23 protein-coding genes and 1 pseudogene are annotated in these 20,377 nt (G+C 71.8%); 10 read left to right on the forward strand and 14 right to left on the reverse strand.

Annotation, left to right across the window (positions count from 1 at the left end; all coding sequences use genetic code 11):
* Positions 1 to 39: 39 nt before the first annotated feature.
* Positions 40 to 693, forward strand: a complete 654-nt coding sequence (locus ACIOD2_RS34150) for a TetR/AcrR family transcriptional regulator (RefSeq protein WP_400547581.1) — start codon at positions 40 to 42, stop codon at positions 691 to 693.
* Here ACIOD2_RS34150 and ACIOD2_RS34155 read toward each other — a convergent pair.
* Together ACIOD2_RS34155 and ACIOD2_RS34160 are read right to left on the reverse strand one after the other, a co-directional pair.
* Positions 653 to 1,030 carry a hypothetical protein gene (locus ACIOD2_RS34155; protein ID WP_400547584.1) on the reverse strand — a complete coding sequence of 126 codons (378 nt, stop codon included), beginning with the start codon at positions 1,028 to 1,030 and terminating at the stop codon, positions 653 to 655. The genes ACIOD2_RS34150 and ACIOD2_RS34155 overlap by 41 nt on opposite strands.
* 77 nt (positions 1,031 to 1,107) lie before the next feature.
* Positions 1,108 to 2,004 (reverse strand): RNA polymerase sigma-70 factor, encoded by an 897-nt coding sequence (locus ACIOD2_RS34160; protein ID WP_400547587.1) that lies wholly within the window; start codon positions 2,002 to 2,004, stop codon positions 1,108 to 1,110.
* A 157-nt stretch (positions 2,005 to 2,161) separates the two neighbouring features.
* Between ACIOD2_RS34160 and ACIOD2_RS34165 the strand changes: the two genes are divergently transcribed.
* Together ACIOD2_RS34165 and ACIOD2_RS34170 are read left to right on the forward strand one after the other, a co-directional pair.
* The gene (locus ACIOD2_RS34165; RefSeq protein WP_400547590.1) at positions 2,162 to 2,653 is read left to right on the forward strand and encodes a carboxymuconolactone decarboxylase family protein; all 492 of its coding nucleotides are present in this window, start codon (positions 2,162 to 2,164) and stop codon (positions 2,651 to 2,653) included.
* 31 nt (positions 2,654 to 2,684) lie between these two features.
* Positions 2,685 to 3,488 carry a helix-turn-helix domain-containing protein gene (locus ACIOD2_RS34170; RefSeq protein WP_400547593.1) on the forward strand — a complete coding sequence of 268 codons (804 nt, stop codon included), beginning with the start codon at positions 2,685 to 2,687 and terminating at the stop codon, positions 3,486 to 3,488.
* A gap of 4 nt (positions 3,489 to 3,492) precedes the next feature.
* On the opposite strand, the gene ACIOD2_RS34175 is transcribed toward ACIOD2_RS34170, so the two are convergent.
* Positions 3,493 to 3,849, reverse strand: a complete 357-nt coding sequence (locus tag ACIOD2_RS34175; protein WP_400547596.1) for a nuclear transport factor 2 family protein — start codon at positions 3,847 to 3,849, stop codon at positions 3,493 to 3,495.
* Between the two features lie 146 nt (positions 3,850 to 3,995).
* Between ACIOD2_RS34175 and ACIOD2_RS34180 the strand changes: the two are divergent.
* A pseudogene (locus tag ACIOD2_RS34180) lies at positions 3,996 to 4,235 on the forward strand (SDR family oxidoreductase); the annotation flags it as partial.
* A gap of 165 nt (positions 4,236 to 4,400) precedes the next feature.
* Here ACIOD2_RS34180 and ACIOD2_RS34185 read toward each other — a convergent pair.
* Positions 4,401 to 5,276: an LLM class flavin-dependent oxidoreductase gene (locus ACIOD2_RS34185; RefSeq protein ID WP_400547598.1), complete on the reverse strand. Its 876-nt coding sequence runs from the start codon at positions 5,274 to 5,276 to the stop codon at positions 4,401 to 4,403.
* Between the two features lies 1 nt (position 5,277).
* Positions 5,278 to 6,297: an aldo/keto reductase gene (locus ACIOD2_RS34190; RefSeq protein WP_400547601.1), complete on the reverse strand. Its 1,020-nt coding sequence runs from the start codon at positions 6,295 to 6,297 to the stop codon at positions 5,278 to 5,280.
* 92 nt (positions 6,298 to 6,389) lie between these two features.
* Between ACIOD2_RS34190 and ACIOD2_RS34195 the strand changes: the two genes are divergently transcribed.
* The 3 genes from ACIOD2_RS34195 to ACIOD2_RS34205 all read left to right on the forward strand — a co-directional run bounded on the left by ACIOD2_RS34195 (position 6,390) and on the right by ACIOD2_RS34205 (position 8,833).
* Positions 6,390 to 6,965 carry a TetR/AcrR family transcriptional regulator gene (locus tag ACIOD2_RS34195; RefSeq protein ID WP_400547604.1) on the forward strand — a complete coding sequence of 192 codons (576 nt, stop codon included), beginning with the start codon at positions 6,390 to 6,392 and terminating at the stop codon, positions 6,963 to 6,965.
* A gap of 84 nt (positions 6,966 to 7,049) precedes the next feature.
* Positions 7,050 to 7,676, forward strand: a complete 627-nt coding sequence (locus ACIOD2_RS34200; protein WP_400547607.1) for an isochorismatase family protein — start codon at positions 7,050 to 7,052, stop codon at positions 7,674 to 7,676.
* Between the two features lie 20 nt (positions 7,677 to 7,696).
* Positions 7,697 to 8,833 (forward strand): alpha/beta fold hydrolase, encoded by a 1,137-nt coding sequence (locus ACIOD2_RS34205; RefSeq protein WP_400547610.1) that lies wholly within the window; start codon positions 7,697 to 7,699, stop codon positions 8,831 to 8,833.
* Here ACIOD2_RS34205 and ACIOD2_RS34210 read toward each other — a convergent pair.
* On the reverse strand, positions 8,820 to 9,281 hold the full coding sequence (locus ACIOD2_RS34210) for a MarR family winged helix-turn-helix transcriptional regulator (RefSeq protein WP_400547613.1): 462 nt from the start codon (positions 9,279 to 9,281) through the stop codon (positions 8,820 to 8,822). The two genes, ACIOD2_RS34205 and ACIOD2_RS34210, sit on opposite strands and share 14 nt — an antisense overlap.
* A 400-nt stretch (positions 9,282 to 9,681) precedes the next feature.
* Between ACIOD2_RS34210 and ACIOD2_RS34215 the strand changes: the two genes are divergently transcribed.
* Positions 9,682 to 10,533 carry a geranyl diphosphate 2-C-methyltransferase gene (locus tag ACIOD2_RS34215; protein WP_400547616.1) on the forward strand — a complete coding sequence of 284 codons (852 nt, stop codon included), beginning with the start codon at positions 9,682 to 9,684 and terminating at the stop codon, positions 10,531 to 10,533.
* Positions 10,534 to 10,577: 44 nt separating this feature from the next.
* Complete coding sequence (locus ACIOD2_RS34220; RefSeq protein WP_400547619.1) at positions 10,578 to 11,651, forward strand: family 2 encapsulin nanocompartment cargo protein terpene cyclase; 1,074 nt, start codon at positions 10,578 to 10,580, stop codon at positions 11,649 to 11,651.
* Here the strand turns inward: ACIOD2_RS34220 and ACIOD2_RS34225 are convergent.
* Positions 11,639 to 13,051 (reverse strand): MDR family MFS transporter, encoded by a 1,413-nt coding sequence (locus ACIOD2_RS34225; RefSeq protein WP_400547622.1) that lies wholly within the window; start codon positions 13,049 to 13,051, stop codon positions 11,639 to 11,641. The genes ACIOD2_RS34220 and ACIOD2_RS34225 overlap by 13 nt on opposite strands.
* A 109-nt stretch (positions 13,052 to 13,160) precedes the next feature.
* Here ACIOD2_RS34225 and ACIOD2_RS34230 point away from each other — a divergent pair, with 109 nt between their 5' ends.
* Positions 13,161 to 13,745, forward strand: a complete 585-nt coding sequence (locus tag ACIOD2_RS34230; RefSeq protein ID WP_400547625.1) for a TetR/AcrR family transcriptional regulator — start codon at positions 13,161 to 13,163, stop codon at positions 13,743 to 13,745.
* Positions 13,746 to 13,753: 8 nt separating this feature from the next.
* On the opposite strand, the gene ACIOD2_RS34235 is transcribed toward ACIOD2_RS34230, so the two are convergent.
* The 7 genes from ACIOD2_RS34235 to ACIOD2_RS34265 all read right to left on the reverse strand — a co-directional run bounded on the left by ACIOD2_RS34235 (position 13,754) and on the right by ACIOD2_RS34265 (position 20,322).
* Complete coding sequence (locus tag ACIOD2_RS34235) at positions 13,754 to 14,587, reverse strand: hypothetical protein (protein ID WP_400547628.1); 834 nt, start codon at positions 14,585 to 14,587, stop codon at positions 13,754 to 13,756.
* Positions 14,584 to 15,213 carry a hypothetical protein gene (locus tag ACIOD2_RS34240; protein WP_400547631.1) on the reverse strand — a complete coding sequence of 210 codons (630 nt, stop codon included), beginning with the start codon at positions 15,211 to 15,213 and terminating at the stop codon, positions 14,584 to 14,586. Before ACIOD2_RS34240 ends, ACIOD2_RS34235 begins: the two co-directional genes overlap by 4 nt.
* Positions 15,214 to 15,261: 48 nt before the next feature.
* A complete protein-coding gene (locus ACIOD2_RS34245; RefSeq protein WP_400547634.1) occupies positions 15,262 to 16,347 on the reverse strand; it encodes a hypothetical protein in 1,086 nt (361 codons plus the stop codon).
* 141 nt (positions 16,348 to 16,488) lie between these two features.
* On the reverse strand, positions 16,489 to 17,043 hold the full coding sequence (locus ACIOD2_RS34250) for a GTP-binding protein (protein WP_400547637.1): 555 nt from the start codon (positions 17,041 to 17,043) through the stop codon (positions 16,489 to 16,491).
* A gap of 16 nt (positions 17,044 to 17,059) precedes the next feature.
* Positions 17,060 to 17,431: a DUF742 domain-containing protein gene (locus ACIOD2_RS34255; protein WP_400547640.1), complete on the reverse strand. Its 372-nt coding sequence runs from the start codon at positions 17,429 to 17,431 to the stop codon at positions 17,060 to 17,062.
* Positions 17,428 to 17,853, reverse strand: coding sequence for a roadblock/LC7 domain-containing protein (locus ACIOD2_RS34260; RefSeq protein WP_392762778.1), 426 nt, complete (start codon positions 17,851 to 17,853; stop codon positions 17,428 to 17,430). Before ACIOD2_RS34260 ends, ACIOD2_RS34255 begins: the two co-directional genes overlap by 4 nt.
* A 69-nt stretch (positions 17,854 to 17,922) precedes the next feature.
* Positions 17,923 to 20,322: a nitrate- and nitrite sensing domain-containing protein gene (locus tag ACIOD2_RS34265; protein ID WP_400547644.1), complete on the reverse strand. Its 2,400-nt coding sequence runs from the start codon at positions 20,320 to 20,322 to the stop codon at positions 17,923 to 17,925.
* Between the last annotated feature and the right edge of the window lie 55 nt (positions 20,323 to 20,377).

Here is a 20,377-nt window from a genome sequence, read left to right on the forward strand (position 1 = left end):
CCCGTCCGGTTGGCTAAAGTGAGAGGGGTGACGGCTCAAGTGAGAGCACCCCTGCGCTCGGACGCCCGCGACAACCGCGGGCGCATCCTCGAGGTCGCCCGCGCGGCCTTCGCCGCCGACGGCCTCGACGTGCCGATCCGTGAGATCGCGCGGCGCGCCGAGGTCGGCGTCGCGACCGTCTACCGGCACTTCCGGACGAAGGAAGCCCTGCTCGCGGAGGCTTTCGCCGAGCAGCTGGCCTCGTGCCGGGTGGTCGTCGAAGAGGGCCTCGCGGCTGACGACCCGTGGCGCGGGTTCTGCCTGGTGATCGAGCGGCTCATGGAGGTGCACGCCCTCGACCGCGGCTTCGCCCGCGCGTTCACCTCACGACTGCCCGACATCGCCGAGTTCGCCGCGGACCGTGATCGAACCCTGCGGCTGCTGCTCAGGCTGGTGCGGCGAGCCAAGGAAGCCGGCGCACTGCGCGACGACTTCGTGGTCGAGGACATCAGCCTGGCGCTGATGGCGAACGAGGGCATCCGCGCCGACTCGCCCGAGCTGCGCGTGGCGGCGTCACGCCGGTTCGCCGCCCTGATGATCCAGTCGTTCCGGGCGGAGCCGGTCCGCGCGCCGCTGCCGCCCGCCGTCCGGCTGCCGCTGTCCCGGGCCGAGCTCAGCAGGGCCCGAAGTACCGGCACTCGATCAGCGCCCTGAGGTCGTGGGCCGCGGCGCGCGACTCCAGGTCGTCGAGCAGGGAGGCGAAGCCGTCGACGGGGACGACCTGCTCGGCCGTGTCGTGCTCGGCGCAGCCGCTGCCGTGGAGGTTGCCCGCCGGGACGACGCAGAAGATCTCCGCGCCGTCGTCGCCGAAGCTGAAGTAGGCCTGCAACGGGACCGGGGTCGCGTCGGCGACGGGGTTGCACCGCGCGCCGCCGAAGCTGCCGGGGTACTCCCAGCCGGCGTCCGGATCGGCGGCGTCCGCGTCGAGGCGCCAGCCGCGCCCGGTGAGGAACTCGTGCACACGCTGCCGGCCGGTCGCGGTCTGGGCCATCAAGGCGATCCCTTTCGAAAGAGGCGAGGAACGTCCAGTGTCGCCGGACCCCGCCCGCCACGAACGGGTGACCACGGTCAGCGGCGGAGCGTGGTCTCCTCCGCCATCCCCGACAGCTTCGCCGGGTTGCGCACCGCGTAGACCCCGGTGACGAGACCGCCCTCGACGCGCAGCGCCACCACCGTGTCGAGCTCGCCGTCGATGGACAGGACCATCGCCGGGTGGCCGTTGACCTGCGCCGGCCGCAGCACCGCCTGCCCGTCGACCCGGTCCAGCCCCCCGAACAGCACCCGGCCCACCTTGTCGGCACCCACGACCGGCCGCAGCACGGCCTGCTTGACGCCGCCGCCGTCACCCACGAGCACGACGTCCGGGGCGAGCAGGTCGAGCAGCCCCTGCAGGTCACCGGTTTCGATCGCGCGCTGGAACGCCGCGAGCGTGTCCCGCGCGGTGGCCTGGGAGACCGTTTCGCGCGGGCGGCGCGCCGCGACGTGCGACCGCGCCCGGTGCGCGATCTGGCGGACCGCCGCGCCGCTCTTGCCGACGGCGTCGGCGATCTCGTCGTAGGGCAGGTCGAACACCTCGCGCAGCACGAACACCGCGCGCTCGGTCGGCGTGAGCGTTTCCAGCACCAGCAGCATCGCCATCGAGACGTGGTCGGCCAGCTCGACGTCCTCGGCGACGTCGGGCGTGGTCAGCAGCGGCTCGGGCAGCCACGAACCGACGTAGGACTCCTTGCGCCGCCCGAGCGTCCGCAGCCGCTGCAGGGCCTGGCGGGTGGTGATCCGCACCAGGTAGGCGCGGTGGGACTGCACGGTGGCGAGGTCGACGCCCACCCACTTCAGCCACGTCTCCTGCAGGACGTCCTCCGCGTCGGCGGCCGAGCCGAGCATCTCGTAGGCCACGGTGAACAGCAGGTTCCGGTGGGCGAGGAACACCTCGGTGGCGTCGGTCCCGCTCGTGCTCCCCGTCATGGTGGTCCCCCTCCGGATCCGGCTGCGTCCCCCATCAGATACCGGCCGCCGCCGTTCTGTGACAGACGGGCGCTGTGGCGTGGGTCACTGTCACAACCGGGCGGGGTACCGGCATCTGGTGGTCGTCAACGCACGCACCACGAGATGAGGCACAGTCATGGAAGCTCGATTCAGCATGCTGGACAACGAGTTCGCCGCCCGCTTCGGCAAGCGGTTCGCCGGGGTCAGCCTGATGATCGACCAGTCGCCGCTGCCCAAGGTCGTCCAGGAGCTGGTCAAGATCCGCGCCAGCCAGATCAACGGCTGCGGCTTCTGCACCGACATGCACACGAAGGACGCCACGGCCGACGGCGAGACCGCGGTCCGGCTCAACCTGGTCGCGGCCTGGCGCGAGGCCACCGTGTTCACCGACGCCGAGCGGGCCGCGCTGGCCCTGACCGAGGAGGGCACCCGCCTCGCCGACGCGCACCAGGGCGTGTCCGACGAGACGTGGGCCCAGGCGCGCAAGCACTTCGACGACGACCAGCTCGGCGCCCTGGTCTGCCTGGTCGGCCTGATCAACGCGGCCAACCGGATGAACGTCATCGCGCGCACCCCGGCGGGGTCCTACGAGGCCGGCATGTTCGCCGACTTCGTCCCGAAGGACTGAAGAAGGAGGACTGACGAACTAGCCTGGCGTCATGCCGGACACCGAACTGGGAGGGTTCCTGCGCGCCGCGCGCGGGCACGTGACGCCGGAGGCCGCGGGGCTCCCGGCGGCCGGGAGCCGTCGGGTCGCGGGGTTGCGCCGCGAGGAGGTGGCCGTGCTCGCCGGGGTGAGCGCGGACTACTACACCCGCCTCGAGCAGGGCCGCGAGCGGAACCCGTCGGCGCAGGTGGTCTTCGCCCTCGGCCGGGCGCTGCGACTGGACGACGACGGCCTCGCGCACCTCGCCCGGCTGGCCGGGATCCGGCCGGCCGGGCGCGCCCGCGACGTCGTGCACCCCGCGCTGCTGGAGCTGCTCGGCGCGTTCCCGGCCGCCGCGGCCTACGTGCTGGGCCCGGCGTTCGACGTGCTGGCCGAGAACCCGGTCGCGGCGGCGCTGCTCGCCCCGTTCGGCGGCGAGCGCAACATGGTCCGGATCCTGTTCGGGCACCCGCGGGCCCGCGAGGTCTTCGCGGAGTGGCCGGTCGTCGCGGGCGCTTCGGTGCGCGCGCTGCGCCTGAACGCGGGGCAGTACCCGGACCACGCGGGGATCCGGGAGGTGGTCGAGCAGTTCCGGTCGTCGGCGGAGTTCCGCGCGTTGTGGGACGACCACGCGGTCGGCGGGCTTTCCCGGGCGTACAAGGTGTTCGTGCACCCGCGGGCCGGCCGGATCGAGCTGACGTACCAGACGTTCGACGTCCGCGACGCCCCCGGCCAGCAGCTGCTGGTCGGCACTCCGGCACCGGGAACGCCGAGCGCGGCGGCGGTGGCGTTGCTGCGGGAGCTGCAGGCGGTCTGAGGCCTCAGGCCTCGTTGTTCCACATCCGGAACATCCGGCAGCGCCCCTTCGGCGTCAGGGTGAGCACCCAGAGGTTTTCGAAGGTGCCGAGCTCGGTGTAGGTGCCGGTGCCCCGGATCGCGGCGGTGTCCCCGGTGGTCGTGAGCAGCGTCCAGCCGAACGTCCAGCCGCCTTCCTGCCAGTGCTGCCGGCCGAGCCAGCCCTCGACGATCGCGTCGCGGCCGATCCAGGCGGTCTCGTAGGGCTGTTCGTGGTACTCGGCGTCCGGGGTGAACAGGGCCCGGATGTCCGGGCCCGCCGCGGTTTCCCAGGCGTGCACGTACTTCTCGACCCAGGTACGGACCTGGCGGGGCGTGGTCATGCCGCCAGTCTGCGGCGGCAAGGGGGAACGCGGCAGGGGGGGGGGGGGGCCGGGGGCCCCCCCCCCCCCCCCCCCCCCCCCCCCCCCGCGGTTCCGCCCGCCTGGTGGACAAGATCGGCGCGAACGCCGAATGGCACGAGCTCGACGTGACGAGCCTCGAGAGCGTGCGGGCCTTCGCCGAGGCGGCGCACCGCACCCACGGCCGAATCGACGTGCTCGTCAGCAACGCCGGGGTGATGCCGCTGTCCCGGCTGGACGCCCTGCGGGTCGACGACTGGAACCGGATGATCGACGTCAACCTGCGCGGGCCGCTGCACGGTCTCGCGGCCGTGCCGCCCGTCATGCGGGCGCAGGGGTCCGGGCACGTCGTCACCGTCGCGTCCACCTCGGGCCTGCGGGTGGATCCCACCGCCGCGGTCTACAGCGCGACCAAGTTCGCGATCAGGCCGCCCGGTCCGCGGCCCGCGCCGCGTCCGGGCTGCTCGCGATCCCCGCGGCCGCCATCGCCTACGCCGTGGCGCAGCCGCCGGACGTCGACGTCAACGAGCTCGTCATCCGGCCGACGTCACAGGCCTGATCAGCTCGTCGGCCACCCACTTCGCGACGCCGTCCGGGTACGGCGACGCCACGCTGAGGACGAAGTGCCCGAAGCCCGCGTCGAGGGCTTCGCGGATCGCGCCGCGGGTGGCGCCGGGGTCGTCGTAGGACACCGGCAGGTGGATCGAGCGGGTGATCGACGCGGGGTCGCGGCCGATCTCGCCGCAGTAGCGGTCCAGCAGGGCACTGCGGCTGACGACGTCCTCGAGGTCGCCGCCCGGGATGTTCCACACGTCGGCGTGCTCGGCGACCACCCGCAGCGTCGCGGCCGCGCGCCCGCCGATGACGATCGGCGGGTGCGGCCGCTGCACCGGTTTGGGGTTGCCGAACGCGCCGGTGAGCCGGTGGTGGACGCCGTCGAAGTCGAACGGCTTGTCCTCGGTCCACAGCCGCTTGATCACCGTGCAGGCTTCGGCGAAGCTCGCGACGGCGTCCGCGGTCTCCTGGAACGGCAGGCCGTGGGCGGCGTACTCGCGCCGGGCCAGCGGGTGGCTGGGCCGCGAGCCGACGCCGATGCCGAAGTCGAGGCGGCCACCCGAAACGACGTCGACGGTCGTGGCGATCTTGGCCAGCATCGCCGGCGGCCGGAAGCGGTTGCTGGTCACCAGCAGGCCGAGCCGAAGCCGGGACGTCTGCGCGGCCAGCGCCGAAAGCAGCGTCCAGCCCTCGAAGATCGGCCCGTCCGGGTCGCCGAAGATCGGCATGAGGTGGTCGAACAGCCAGGCGTGCTCGATCTCGGGGATCGTGTCCGCCTCGCGCCAGACGCGCAGGATGTCGTCGTAGGAGACCTGCGAAGGCGCGGTCATGATGCCGAATCGCGGAGTGGGCATGTCAGCGGCGCCTCAGGGTCGGGTCGAGCAGGGCGGGCGGGGTGTCGAACTTCTCGTCGGCGGCCAGGTCGACGCCCGGCGCGACGATCGTGTCGATCTCGTCGAGGACGTCGGCGGGCAGGACCGTGTCGGCGGCGGCGAGCTGCGAGTGCAGGTGCTCGAGCGTGCGCGGGCCGATGATCGCGCTGGTCACGGCGCGGTGCGCGGTGACGAACCCGAGCGCGAGCTGGATCAGCGTCAGCCCGGCCGCGTCGGCGACCTTCACCAGCCGCTCGACGGCGTCCAGCCGCGCCTGGTTGGCGGGCCGGGCGAGGTCGAAGCGCTGCGGCAGGACCTGCGACCGGCTGGTGGTGATCTCGCGGCCCGCGCGAACCGCGCCGGAGAGCCAGCCGGACGCGAGCGGGCTCCACGCCAGCACGCCGAGGACGTACTCCTCGGTCACCGGCAGCACGTGGGTCTCGATGCCGCGCTGCAGGATCGAATAGCTGGGCTGCTCGGTGACGTACCGGCTCAGGTGGTGCTCGCGGGCGGCCCACTGCGCCTGCACGATCCGGTAGGCCGGGAAGGTCGACGAGCCGAAGGAGCGGATCTTGCCCGCGCGCTGCAGGTCGGTCAGCGCGGAAAGCGTTTCCTCGTCGCTGGTGGCCGGGTCCCAGCGGTGCATCTGGTAGAGGTCGACGTGGTCGACGTCCAGCCGGCGCAGGCTGTTGTCCAGCTCGGAGACCAGCCAGCGGCGAGAGCTGCCGCGGTGGTTGCGCTCCTCGCCGATCGGCATGGTCGCCTTGGTGGCGAGCACGAGGTCGTCGCGGCGCCCGGCGATGGCCTTGCCCACCATCACCTCCGACTCGCCGTCGCCGTACATGTCGGCGGTGTCGACGAGGTTGATCCCGGCTTCGAGGGCGGCGTCGACGATGGCGGTGGCCTCGTCCTGGGTGGTGCGCCCGATGGCGCCGAAGTTCATCGCGCCGAGCGCGAGGGAACTGACCTGCACACCGGTGCGGCCCAACGTGCGGTACTGCATGAGACTGGTCCTCCATGGCATCATGGTCAAACGGAACGTTGCTCCGCTAACGATACGGAGCATTGTTCCGTTTAGCAAGGACGGGAGACGTCGTGGTGGACGAAGGGGCTGCGCGGCCGAAGCGGGCGGACGCGCGGCGCAACAAGGAGACGCTGCTCGACGCGGCCGCGGCGGTCTTCGTCGCCTCGGGCGTGGACGCGCCGGTCCGCGACATCGCCGCCAAGGCCGGCGTCGGGATGGGCACGATCTACCGCCACTTCCCGACCCGGGCGGACCTGATCATCGCCGTCTACCGGCACCAGGTCGAAGCGTGTGCCGAGGCCGGTCCGGCGCTGCTCGAAAGCAGTGAGAGTCCGCACGCCGCGCTGGGGCGGTGGATCGACCTGTTCGTCGGCTTCCTGGTCACCAAGCACGGCCTGGCGGGGGCGATGCAGTCCGACAACGCCGGGTTCGAGTCGCTGCACGCGTACTTCCTCGACCGGCTCGTGCCGGTGTGCACCCAGCTGCTCGACGCCGCGGTCGCGGCGGGCGAGGTGCGCGCCGACCTGGCGGCCATCCAGTTGATGCGCGGCGTCGGGAACCTCTGCATCGGCGCGGACAGCGACGACGGTTACGACGCGCGCCGCCTGGCCGGGATCCTCGTCGCGGGGCTGCGCCTGCCGCGGTGACCCGGGTCTCACCGCGAAAAGTGGTCAAGAGTCCTGATAGTCATTAATCTTGACTAAGTCAGGCCCGCGACCCGAGGAGCGACCATGTCCGCGAACAAGTTCACCGAACGGCTGACCCGCGACAACGCGGCGTTGCTGCTGGTCGACCACCAGGTCGGCCTCTACAGCGGCGTCCGGGACATCCCGGTCGGCGAGCTGAAGCACAACGTCGTCGCGCTGGCGAAGGCCGCGCGGATCCTCGGGCTGCCGGTGGTCGTCACGACGACCGCGGCCGACAGCATGTGGGGCCCGCTGATCCCCGAGCTGGCCGAGGTGCTGCCCGCGGGCCTCGAGGTGATCGACCGCTCGAGCGTCAACGCCTGGGACGACGAGCGCGTCGCCGGCGCGATCCGCGCCACCGGGCGGAAGAAGCTGATCGTCACCGGGATCTCGACGGAGGTGTGCCTGGCGTTCCCGGCGATGGCCGCGACGGCCGAAGGGTTCGACGCCTACGCCGCGATCGACGCCTCCGGCACGTTCTGGCAGGCCAAGCGGGAAGCGGGCCTGCTCCGGATGCAGCAGGCCGGCGTCATCCCCATCGACTACTCGACCGCGATGGTGGAGATCCTGGCCGACAACGCCGATCCGCTCGCCGGTGACGTCTACGCGGCCCTCGACATGCCGTTCGCCGTGATCGTGGGCCAGCTGGCCGCCGCGTACGCCAAGAACTGACCGCGAAGGGGTTTCCTGCGATGTCCGTCATCGAGCTGACCACGTTCACCGTCCGCCCGGACCGCACCGCGGCGATGCTCGCGGCGCGCCCCGGGATGGTGGCGGCCTTCCGCGAGGGCCGTCGCGGCTTCGTCTCGGCGAAGCTCGTCCGCCTGGATCCCGGTACCTGGCTGGACTTCGTCGAATGGACCGACGACACCGCCTGGGACGAGTCGAAGGCCAAGGGCGGCGACGACCCGCGGATCGCGGCGTTCTTCGCCACCATCGACGCGCTGGTGAGCGCCCGCCGCGGCGCCCGCTACGACGACGAGCAGGACGGCCCGCGCCGGGTGCGCACCATCGCCTACGGCCCGCACCCTTCGCAGGTGGGCGAGCTCTACCTGCCGCCGGGTGCCGGGCCGTTCCCGGTGGTCGTGCTGCTGCACGGCGGGTACTGGTCCGCACTGCACGACCGTCGCGGGATGACCGGCGTGGCCGACGACCTGGTCGCGCGCGGGTACGCGGTGTGGAACGCCGAGTTCCGCAGGCTCGGCGACGGCGGCGGGTGGCCCGGCACGTTCGAGGACGTCGCGGCCGCGCTCGACGCGGTGGCCGGCCTGGACCCGGCGCTCGACCCCGCCCGCGTCGCCGTGCTGGGGCACTCCTCCGGCGGCCAGCTCGCGGTGTGGGCGGCACACCGCGCGGCCCTGCCCGGCGACGCGGTGGGGGCGTCGCCGGGCGTGGTGCCGGTGGCGGCGGTGTCGCTGGCCGGGGTCCTGGACCTGGCGAAGGCCGACCGCACGCGGCTCGGCGCCGGGCTGCCCGATCCGGCCACCGCGCCGGACCTTCCGGACGTCATGCCCGCGGCGGGCATCGGCGAGGGAGTGGTGAACCTGCTGCTGGGCGGGCACGTCGACGACGTCCCGGAGCGCTACGCCACGACGTCGCCGGCCGCGCTGGCCGACACGGGTGTGCCGGTGCTCGCCGTCCACGGTGCCGCCGACGACGTGGTGCCGCCGTCGTATAGCCGTTCGTACGCCGAGAAGGTCGCGAGCGCGGAGTACCTGGAAGTGGCCGGTGCCCACCACTTCGACGTGCTCGACCCCGCGCACGAGAACTGGGCCCGGGTGACCGGGTGGCTGGGCAAGCACCTGCCGGCGGGTGTCACTCGCGGGTGACGGCGCGCTGTTCCTCGGTGATGTCGGTGAACAGGCGCTTGAACCGCGCGTAGTCCTCGTGGCCGAGGCGCTCGGCGTGCCGCTCCTGCATCGCGGCCATGATCTCGTCCGCCGCCGTCATCTGGGCGAGGCCGCGATCGGTGGGGCAGATCAGCTTCGCGCGGCGATCGCTCGGGTCGGGACGGCGTTCGACGTACCCGAGGGTCTCCAGCTCGTCGATGAGCGTGCCGACGATCTGCTTGTGCTGGCCCGACAGGCGGGCCAGCTCGGTCGCGCGCACGCCGCCGGGATCGAGGTAGGCGAGCACCGCGCCGTGGCGGGGGTTCAGGTCGCCGAACCCCCGCGCGGCCAGCGTGGTGAACAGCTCCCGCTGCACCGCGAACAGCAGCCGGCCCGCCAGGACGCCCAGATCGGGGTCCGTCGCGTTGCGCTCGGCTCGGGTGACCATGGGAACACCCTACCCAGCGCCTGAGGCGGAAGTAAGCACCCGCCGGAGATCCCGACCGCCCACTGTGGAGGGTGCCACGGCAGACCACAGTCCCGCAGCCGCCTCACGACCCCCGGGCCGGTCGTGTTGGCCACTCGCCAAAGCGGCGGATCGTTCACCCGCTGTCGTCCACCGTCATCCGACCAGGGAACGCAATCGGCCGCCCGGGTTGCTTTCGCGGGCTTCGGTCCTGGCGCTCGGGAGGCCCCGATGGTCCGATCAGGCCGCGGAATCGCGGGCTCCCGTTTCCCGGAGTGAACGTTCTTGTGACCCGCGACAACGGCCCACTAGCGTTGGTCATCGGGCCGAGGAAAACGTCCGGCCCCATTCTTTCCGCCATGGGAAAAACAAGGAGCCGCCCGTGATCTCCACCGACCAGCCCGTGATCCGCAGCGCGTACCAGCAGTCCATCGCGGACTACTGGAACCGGGAAAAGGATCCGGTCAACCTCCGGCTGGGCGACGTCGACGGGCTCTACCACCACCACTACGGCATCGGGGAATACGACCCCGCGGTGCTGGAGACCCCCGAAAACATCCGTGACGAGGCGATCATCGCGGAGATGCACCGGCTCGAGACGGCACAGGCCGAGGTGCTGCTCGACCACCTCGGCGCGGTCGGGCCGGGGGACCGGCTGCTCGACGCCGGCTGCGGGCGTGGCGGCTCCAGCATCATGGCCAACCAGCGCTTCGGCTGCCAGGTCGACGGGGTGTCCATTTCGGAGCAGCAGGTCGCCTTCGCCAACGAGCAGGCGAACAAGCGCGGGGTCGCCGGCCGGGTGCGCTACCACCTGCGCAACATGCTCGACACGGGTTTCGAAACCGGGGCCTTCAAGGGCGCCTGGAACAACGAAAGCACGATGTACGTCGATCTGCACCAGCTCTTCGCCGAGCACGCGCGCCAGATCGCGCCGGGCGGCCGGTACGTCACCATCACCGGGTGCTACAACGACGTGACCGGCGGCCGGTCGCGCGCGGTGAGCCAGATCGACCAGCACTACATCTGCAACATCCACGCCCGCGGCGACTACTTCAAGGCGTTGTCCGCCAACGGTTTCGTGCCCATCAACGTCGTCGACCTCACCGCCGCCACCATTCCGTACTGGGAGCTGCGCGCGCAGTCGTCGGTGGCCACCGGGATCGAGGACCCGTTCCTCACGGCGTACCGCGAAGGCAGTTTCCACTACCTGCTCATCGCCGCCGACCGGGTCTGACCGTGGCGACCGGCACCGGCACCGCCCCGGGGTGTCCTCTGTGGATGGTGGACGACGCGCTCGCGTTCGCCGCCGGGCCGTCGGGGATCGGCACGTCCGCGGCCCGGATCACGGCGGACCTCGCCCACGAGCCGGCCTACGCGGAGCGGGAGTGGGGTGACGGCACGGCTTCGCCGTTGTACGTCCCGGTGGTCGAACGCGTCGACGAGCCGCTGGCCGAGGAGGTCGACCGCCGGCTCGTCACGTGGGCCGCGGACTGCGGGTTCACCGGCGAGGGGCTCGACCAGATCGCGAAGGCGGGCTTCGGCCGGCTGGCGATGCTGGCCCACCCCGACAGCGAAGACCCGGACCTGCTGCTGATCGCCGCGCAGCTCAACGCCGTCTGGTGGGCCGCCGACGACTACTACGCCGACGACAGCGCGCTCGGCGCGTCCCCGACCGAGCTGCCGCCGCGCCTGGCGCTGGTGATGGCGGCGATGGACCCGGTCGCCCCGGCGGGCGAGTTCACCGGCCCGCTCGAGGAGGCGCTGCGGGCCGACCCGATCCTGGTCGGGCTGAACTCGGCGGTCGGGCACCTGGGCCGGCACGGCACGCCGACGCAGGTCCAGCGCGTCTGCTACGCCACGTTCTCGATGTTCGTCAGCTGGGACGCGTACGCGGCCTGGCGCTACACCGAGGCGTACCCGCCGGCGTGGGAGTACCTGGCCGCGCGCCAGCACGACAGCTTCTACACGTCGATGACGCTGTGCGACCCGGTCGGCGGCTACGAGCTGCCCGCCGCGTTGTACTACGACCCGCGGGTGCGCCGGGCGATGATGCGCGCCGGCACCGCCTGCGTGCTGGTGAACGACCTGTACTCGGTGGCGAAGGACGCCGCCGACGAGAACCCGGTGTGCAACATGGTCCTGCAGGTCGCCGCCGACCGCGGCTGCTCGGTCGAGGAGGCGACCGAGGTCACCGTGGACCTGCACAACACGATGGTCCGCGAGTTCGAGGCGGGGCACCGCGAACTGCTCGCCGTGCCCGCGCCCGAGCTGCACCGGTTCCTCAAGGGCGTCCGGGCGTGGATGGGCGGCGGGTACGAATGGCACGCCACCAACCCGCGCTACCGAACCTGATCGGAGCTGACCGGGCGGGTTCCGGGCAGCAGCAGGGCGGGGACGACGGCGAGCGCGGCGAACGCGACCGCCCAGGCGAAGGTGTGGCCGAAGGCGGTGACCTGACCGGCCGCCCCGGGGTGGGCGGTCAGCTGGCGCTGGAGGACGACGGCGAGCACGGCGGTGCCGAAGGAGCCGCCGATCTGCTGCACGATCCGGGTCGTGCTGCTGGCGTGCGAGATCCGCTCGGGGGGCAGGTCCCGGTAGGCGCCGACCAGCACGGCCATGTTCGCCGCGCTCAGCCCGGCGCCGCGGACGACCAGGGCGATCGCGAGCAGCAGGCCGTTGGTGTGCTGGCCGCCGAGGGCGAAGGGGAGGGTGCCCGCGGCGGTCAGCACGATGCCGGCCAGCACGACCGGGCGCGGGCCGAACCGGTCGGCGAGACCGCCGGTGCCCCGGGCCAGGAGGCTGCCCAGTCCCTGCGGGGCCAGCAGGAGTCCGGCGGCGACCACGCCTTCGCCGCGCAACTGCTGGTAGTACAGGGGAAGCAGCAGCATCGAGCCGAACAGGGCGAGCCCGGAGAGGAACAGCAGCGCCGACGAGGCGGCGAACGAGCGCGTCCGGAACAGCCGCAGGTCCACCAGCGGGCCGGTGGCGCGCAGGGCGTGGCGGACGAACGCGGCGAGCAGCACCAGCCCGGCCGCCAGCGGGACGAGCGCCCGCGGGCTGCCCGGGCCACCCGAGGCGGCCATCTCGGACAGGCCGTAGACGACGGCGGCCACGCCCGGCGAAAGCAGCAGCAGCCCGGGAATGTCCAGGCGGCTCGCCTTTCCCGGCGGGTCTTCGGGGAGCAGCCGCCAGGCGAGCACGATCGCCAGCAGGCAGAGCGGGACGTTGACGTAGAAGATCCACCGCCAGCTCAGGTGCCCGGCGATGAGCCCGCCGAGCACCGGGCCGAGGATCGGGCCGATCAGCGCGGGCAGCGTCACGACGGCCAGCAGCCGCCCGAGCCGCCGGCCGCCGGCGGCCCGGACCAGCAGGGTCTGCAGGAGCGGCAGCATCAGCCCGCCGCCGACGCCCTGGACCACGCGGAACCCGATCAGCGAGCCGATGTCCCACGCCGCCCCGCACAGGACCGAACCCAGCAGGAAGAGCGTCAACGCCGCGAGCCACAGCCGTTTGGCGCCGAAGCGGTCGGTCAGCCAGCCGCTGGCCGGCACCGCCGTGGCCATCGCCAGCAGATAGCCGGTGCTGACCCACTGCACGGTCGCGACCGGTGCGCCGAGCTGGGTGCCCAGCGTGTGCAGGGCGACGTTCACGATCGTGCTGTCCAGCAGCGGGGCCATCGCCCCGAGGACCAGTACGCCGGCCAGCTTGAGCACTGCGGGCTCCAGCCGGTCCGGGCGGGTCGGTGTGGTCATGCTGCCCCCATCGTCGTCAGAGACGGTCATTAGAGACGGTCCGTCTCTAACGACGTACGGTAGCCTGAGCTGTCAAGAGACGCAACGTCTCTTTCGGAGGGGGATGGGCATGACGCAGACCGGGGCACGACGTCGTGGCGCGGCGCTGGAGGCCTCGCTTCTCGACGCGGCGTGGGAAGAGCTGGCCGCCGTCGGGTACGCGCGCCTGACGATGGAAGGGGTCGCCGCGCGGGCGCAGACCGGCAAGCAGGTCCTCTACCGCCGCTGGGGCAACCGGGCCGAGCTGGTGGTGGCCGCGCTGCGGCACCGGACGGGCTCGATCGTCGACCGGATCCCCGACACGGGAACCCTGCGCGAGGACGTGCTGACGCTCCTGCGGCGGATGACCCGGCGCCAGCACGACGTCAGCCCCGACGTCATCCACGGGCTGCTGGCCGAGGTGCCCGAGATGAACCCGGAGTTCTTCACGGTGATGCGCGAGGCGATGACCGCCGTGCTGCGCCAGGCCGCGGACCGGGGTGAGCTCACGCTCGCCGGCCTGCCCGCGCGCGTCGTCACGCTGCCCGCCGACCTGCTGCGCAACGAGATCTTCTTCGCCCGCGAGCCGATCGGGGAGGACACGCTCCTCGAGATCGTGGACGACGTGTTCCTCCCGCTCGTCGAGGCGACGGCGGGAGGCACGTCAGACCGCTGAGTGCGGTGTCACGCCAGGCGTTCGTGCCAGGACGTGAACGCCGCGACGAGGTCCTCGGGCGCGCCGGCTTCGCGCAGCCGCCGCGTTTCGTCCTCGATGTACTCCCGGTACAGCGGGGCCAGGTGCGCCAGCAGCGCCGGTTCCGCCTCCGCGGGGTCGAGCGGTTCGCCCGCCCGGACCCGCGTCGCCAGGTGGACCAGCGGCGCCGCCGAAGCTTCGGGACGGCCGAGGTACCAGGCGATCGCCTCGTCGTTGGTCGCCGCGCGGCCCGACTCCATCGCCCCCGTGCACCCGAAGCGCAGCGGGAAGAACACCGCCTTCGTGAACCACACCTTGTCGGCCAGCAGCCGCTTCGGCCGGTGGAACTCGGCGACCACCTCGTCGGCCGCCAGGACCGCGACGGCGAACCGCGCGCTCTCCAGCAGCAGCTCCGCACCGCCGGGGCGGGCCACCTTCCCGGCGATCTCCTCGCCGGTCAGCAGCGCGCCGCGCTCGGCCAGTTCCAGGCGGTCGATCGCCGGGAAGCGCCCGTCCTGCTCGCCGCGGCTCAGCGCCGGCAGCGACCCCCAGAACACGGACAGCTTGCGGTGCAACGGACTGCGCTCGCGAAGCTGCTCACCGAGGGTGTCGAACGTGGCCGGGTCGTCGTCGTGGCGCTCGGCCAGGACGACGGCGAGGTCGATGTCGCTCACGGCGGCCGAGTAACCGCCGTAGGAGAGGCTGCCCAGGAGGTAGGTCGCGACGAGGCGTTCGCCGAAGGCTTCTTCGTACGCACGAACGGCTTCGTCGGCGACGCCACGGGCCGCGGCGGTGGCGTCGGGGCCGGGGTCGGTGATCGTCATGCCGCGACGGTATCGCGCTTGGCGCACTCGGCGATGCGGTTCGAGACCACGCCGATCACCTGCCAGGCCCGGTCCAGCACGGTGACGAGCGAGTCGACCGTCCAGTCGTCACGCTGCCGCAGTACTTCGTAGCCCATTTCGAGGTGTTCGACGTCGGCCTCGTCGTGCAGCTCGAAGTACTCGTCCTCGGGAAACGCTTTCGTGCCCGCCTGGCTGAACACGAGGCTGCCGGCTTCGAGGGCGAGGTGCGCGAGCACGGCGCGCTGGACACCGGGCAGCACCGCGAACTGGTCGACGAACCACGACGCGCCCGCCTCGATCACCGGGTCCCAGACCAGCTCCCGGTCCTCCGCGCGGCTGCGGGCCAGGATCTTGTCGTGGCCGATCTCCTCTTCCTGGTGCTCCAGCGCGAGCGCCCGCAGCTTCGGGTCGGACTCGTAGGTGACGCGCGCGCTGATCATCCGCTGGAAGGCGTTCGACCACGGCTGCAGGTAGGTGAGCACGGCCTTCTTGGTCTCGTCCGACGTGGCCTCGTCGGTCAGCAGCCGGATCAGCTCCGACCCTTCGTATTCGCGTTGCCGTTCCTCGTTGTAGGCGGCGACGCGTGCGACGTCCTGCTGGGACATGGCCGGCTCCTTCCGGTGGTGCTGCGGCAGATCGTCTTTCCGGTACCCCTACGCGGGATCGACCGACGCGAGCTGGTCGAAGACGGGGAACCGGAAGTACGTGGTGACGTCGCCGCGGCGGCCCGCGGCGCGGTGGCTGACCAGCTCGAGCAGGCCGCGGCTTTCGGCCAGCGGCCCGGGCGCCAGCGCGGCTACGAGGGCGCGGAACCGGCCGGGGTCGACGCCTTCGCCGCCCAGCAGCGCGGCGGTGCGGTCCACGGCCTCGGCGTCACCGGAGGCCAGCGCGGGGAGGCGGAGGTAGGTCGTGGCCTCGGCGGCCCGGTCCAGTCCGGACCGGAACGCCAGGCAGCTCAACGCGGCTTCCCCGGCGCCTTCCCGGTCACCGGTCAGCACCCGGTAGGCGGCCGCGGCGCCGGCGCTGTCGTGCCGCTGCGCGACGGCGGCGATGCGGTTCAGCTCGGCGACGTCGGCGCCGTGGTTGCGGTAGTAGACCTTCACCCTGGCATCGGCGTGTTCGGCCACGTCGACGGCGAAGAACTCGATCTCCCGCTCGCCGTCGGCGCCCTCCACCCGCCGGCGCGCGTCGTCCCACGCCGGGGTCAGGCCGAGCCGGTCCATGGCTTCGCCCACCGCCGCGTAGCGGTGCGGCAGCGGCCACTCGTACAGGCCGAAGTAGGACTTGTGGACGATCCGCGACGGCGGCCGCCAGGCGACCGAGTGCCACAGCGGCGCCGTCGACGGCCGGCCGGCGCGCGTGGTGAACAGCTCGTGGATCCGGCCCCAGTAGCGGGTTTCCCCGGTGTCCACCGCGGGATCCGGGTCCTCTTCGCCGAGGGTGTCGAACAGCAGGCGCAGCTCCGGGTGGTCCCCGGACCAGTTCACCGACATCTCGGCCGGGAACCCGTCGCCGGCCACGTAGGACGGCCGGGCGGGCTTGGTCCCGATCGGATCGCCGCTCCACGAGGGGAGCAGCCCGCGCAACATCCGGGTGGTTCGCACGGCTTGGTCGACCGGGATCTCCAGCGCCTCGCACGCCGTCGCCCACAACCCGCCCAGGAAATCGCCGAACAGCCGGCCCCGTGCTGGGTAGTTTTCCCTTATATATTCAGGAAACCACGGCAATCGACTGGTCACGTCCGGATGCTATCAGTTGAGTGCATTCTCAACTAAAAAGCTGTACCCGGGTGGTCCAACCAATTGCGCCATGTGGGTTTGCCGGCGTAAGCCCTGGCCACGCAGGGATACGGGACTGTCCCGACCGGACAAAACAAGACATCAGACGGTTGCGGGTACCACGGTCATCGCGTGCTTGACCAGACGAATCAGGGCCAGTTTGCTGGAATCCCGGTCACGTGCGTCACACATGACGATCGGCACACGGTCGGGAATGACCAACGCTTCCCGGATTTCGTCCGGGGTGTACCGCGGCGCGTTGTCGAAACAGTTGACCGCGACGACGAACGGGATCTTGCGGCGTTCGAAGAAATCGATGGCGGCGAAGCTGGTCTCCAGGCGCCGGGTGTCGATGAGCACGATGGTGCCGATCGCGCCGCGCGCCAGGTCGTCCCACATGAACCAGAAGCGCGCCTGCCCCGGCGTGCCGAAGAGGTAGAGCACGTGCCGCGGCGAGATGGTGATCCGCCCGAAGTCGAGCGCGACGGTCGTGGTGGTCTTGCGCTCCACGCCGGACAGATCGTCGACGCCGGCGCCGGCCTCGGTCAGCACCTCTTCGGTCGTCAGCGGCGGGATCTCGCTGACCGAGCCGACCATGGTCGTCTTCCCCGCGCCGAACCCGCCGGCGATGATGATCTTGACCGGGGTGGGGACCATGTCCACCCCGGAGCCGTCAGTACCTGATGAGGCCATCGAGAACCGCCTGGAGAGTTTCGAGGTCCGGCGCCTGCGCCGGATTGTGGGTGGGGGAGCGCGTGATGACGAGGCCGCGTTCGATCAGGTCGCCGCACAGCACCCGGACGACCCCGAGCGGGATCTTCACGTAGACCGCGATCTCCGCGATCGACACCGGGTTGCGGCACAGCTGCACGATCGCCAGGTGCTCCGGGCCCAGCCCCAGCGGCTCCTGTTCGGAGCGCAGGGTCATCACCTGGGTCGAGAGGTCGAGCCGGGCGTACTCGCCCGGCGTCCGGCCGCTGGTGATCGTGTAGGGCCGCACGAGCGGCCCCGCGGCCTCGTCGTACCAGCCGTCTTCCCCGCTCACGTGGCCTCCCGTAGTACGCGTGCCGCGTCGCGCGGCGCGGACGCCAGGTAGTCCCCGACGCGCTTGACCAACCGGTTCATCTCGTAGGCGATCATCTCGACGTCCACGCTGTCCGCCGCCAGCACGGCGAGGCAGGCGCCCTGCCCGGCCGCGGAGACGAACAGGTAGCCGCGCTCCATCTCGATCATGTTCTGCAGGACCGGCCCGCGGTTGAACTGCTTGCTCACGCCCTTGGCCAGGCTGACCAGGCTGGAGGCGATGGCGGACAGCTGGTCCGAGTCGTCCTTGCTCATGCCGGCCGACTTGCCGATCAGCAACCCGTCGGCGGACAGCACGATGGCGTTCTGCGCGCCGACGACGCGGCTCACGACGTCGTCGAGCAGCCAGTTGAGATCGGGTTTCGCGTTCCCGTACTCGTTCATGCTCCAGAGACCTTGACTTTCCTGTGGTGACGACTTTCCTATGTGGACGTTCGGGGTGCGTGACGCGGCTTACGAGTCTTCGGCGCCGTCGCGGCCTCGCCGGGTGCCCTTGTGGAAGGCCGCGAGCGTGCGCGCGGTGCCTTCACCCGGGGCGACTTCGGGCACGGCGTCGTCCTCCGGCTCGTTCTCCAGCTGGGCGACGAGGTTCTGCTGCGGCTCACGCCGCGGCAGGCGCGGCCGGTCGTCGAGCCGCTCCTGCGGCGGTTCCGCCGGGCGGGCGGTGAGCCGCTCCTCCAGCGCCGCCGGCGGGGCGGGCGGCGGGTCGAGCGGGGCCCGCACCGGGTACGGCCGCGGCTTGACCTCACGCTTCATCGGGATCTGACCGGTGAACGAGCTGGGCGTGTCCATCGAACGCAGCGAGCTTTCCTGTGCCGGTGCCTGAGCGGGGGCGCCCACGGGGGCGAGGACCGCGGTGTCCTCGGGCCGGACGAACTCGGCCTCGTCCGGGCCCGGCGCCTGGTCGGTCGCCAGGTGCGCGGTCGGGACGAGCACGGTGGCCCGCAGGCCGCCGTAGCGCGACGGGTCGAAGGTGACGGTCATCCCGAGCTTGGACGCCAGCCGCGCGACCACGAACAGGCCGAGGCTCGAGTCGGCCCGCAGCGCCATCGCGTCGAACTCGGGCGCCTCGGCCATCATCTCGTTGGCCCACTGCCGGACGCCCTCCTTCATGCCGAGGCCCTGGTCCGACACGTCGACCACGACACCGCGGGCGACCGCGCGGCTGGTCACCTCGACCGGCGAACCGGGCGGGGAGAACGTCGTCGCGTTGTCGACCAGCTCGGCGATCAGGTGGATCGTGTCGGCCACCGCGGCGCCGGCGATGGCGACGTCGGCGACCTGCTCGACCTGGACCCGGGCGTACTGCTCGGTTTCCGAGACCGCCGCGCGCAGCACCTCCATCAGCGCCACCGGCTTGCGCCAGCGGCGGCCCGGCTGCTTGCCGCCGAGGATGATCAGGTTCTCCGTGGTGCGCCGCGCCCGGGCGGCGAGGTGGTCGAGCTGGAACAGCGACGCCAGCTGCGTCGAGTTCTCCTCTCGGGCCTCCATCTCGTCCAGGATCTGCAGCTGCTGGTGGACCAGGACCTGGTTGCGGTGGGCGATGCCGAGGAACACGTTGTGCACGCCGCTGCGGGCCTTGGCCTCGCTCGCCGCCGCGTTGACGGCGGTCAGCTGGGCGACGTTGAACGCCTCGGCCACCTGCCCGATCTCGTCCCGGCCGTGGTCGAGCTGCGGGAGCTCTTCGTTCAGGTCGACGGATTCGCCGTTCTTCAGCCGGTCCACGATGTTCGGCAGCCGGTTGCGGGCGAGGTCGAGGGAGTCGTTGCGCAGCCGGGCGAGGCGCGTCATCAGGGCCCGGTCGACGAGCGAGCGGGACACCCGGACCGCGACGATGATCGCCGCGAGCGAGGCGAGCAGGGCCAGCACACTGCCGATGATCGCGTTGCGCAGCTGGGAGTCACCGGAGTCGATGGCCGCCGCGGAGACCTTGTCGGCCTGCTCGATCGCCATGTCGTTGAGGCCCTGGGCGACCTTGCTCGTGGCGCTCTGCCAGTCGGCGCTGCCGACCGGCGGGCCGTCCCGGTCGCTGCCGGACCACGGGCCGTGCTTGACGATCGCGTCTTCGGCGCCGGACAGCTGCTTCCAGGCCGTGCCGGTGGTCAGCGCCTCGTACTTGGCGCGGACCCCGGGGTCGAGGAACGGCGCGATCTGCGTCAGCTGCGTCTTGTAGAACCCGGACAGCTGGGTGAACTGGACGAAGTCGTCGGGGGCGAACGTCCCGGACGCGAGCGCCGTCGAGACGAGCGAAGTCTCGCGCGACATCATGTCGCCGGCGCGGAAGACCGACGTCGCGGTGATGCCGCCGTAGGCGGCCGCGGCGTCCGGCACCACGCGCGCCTGGGTGTCGAACAGGTTCGACGCCGTGTCCAGCACGCCGTTGTAGTACGTGTTGACCTGCGCGCGGTCGATGCTGCGGAAGCCGATCTGCGAGCGCAGCACCGGCAGCTGGTCGAACTGGTTCTTGAGCGCGTTGACCTTCGTCGCGATCTCGTCGGGCGCGCTGGAGATCGTCGCGGCGAAGGCGTTCTGCAGCACGACGAGCTTCTGGTCGGTGGCCTTCTGCTGCGTCTGCAGCCGGGTCTGCCCCTGCCCCGGGTCGTCCAGGTACTGCAGGGCGACCTGGCGCTCCTGCTGGAAGGCGGCCAGCGCGGTGGCGGCGGGGATCGACACCTCGCGCACGGAGGCCGCGACCAGGCGGACGTAGAGGCCGTTGACGAAGAAGTACGAAGACAGCGCCGTCCACAGCACCAGGAGCGTCACACTCGGAATGAGGACGGTCCTGGTGAGCCTTTTGCGGATCGACTTGTCGTACGGCTTGTCGGACTCGTCTTTGTCGTCTTTGTTACGCACGGGGGTTCACGAACTCCTGAGTGACGGTCGGCGATAAGGGGGGACCCGGTCGAGG

This window comes from Amycolatopsis sp. NPDC088138, from assembly GCF_044741685.1.
Taxonomy (GTDB): Bacteria; Actinomycetota; Actinomycetes; order Mycobacteriales; family Pseudonocardiaceae; genus Amycolatopsis.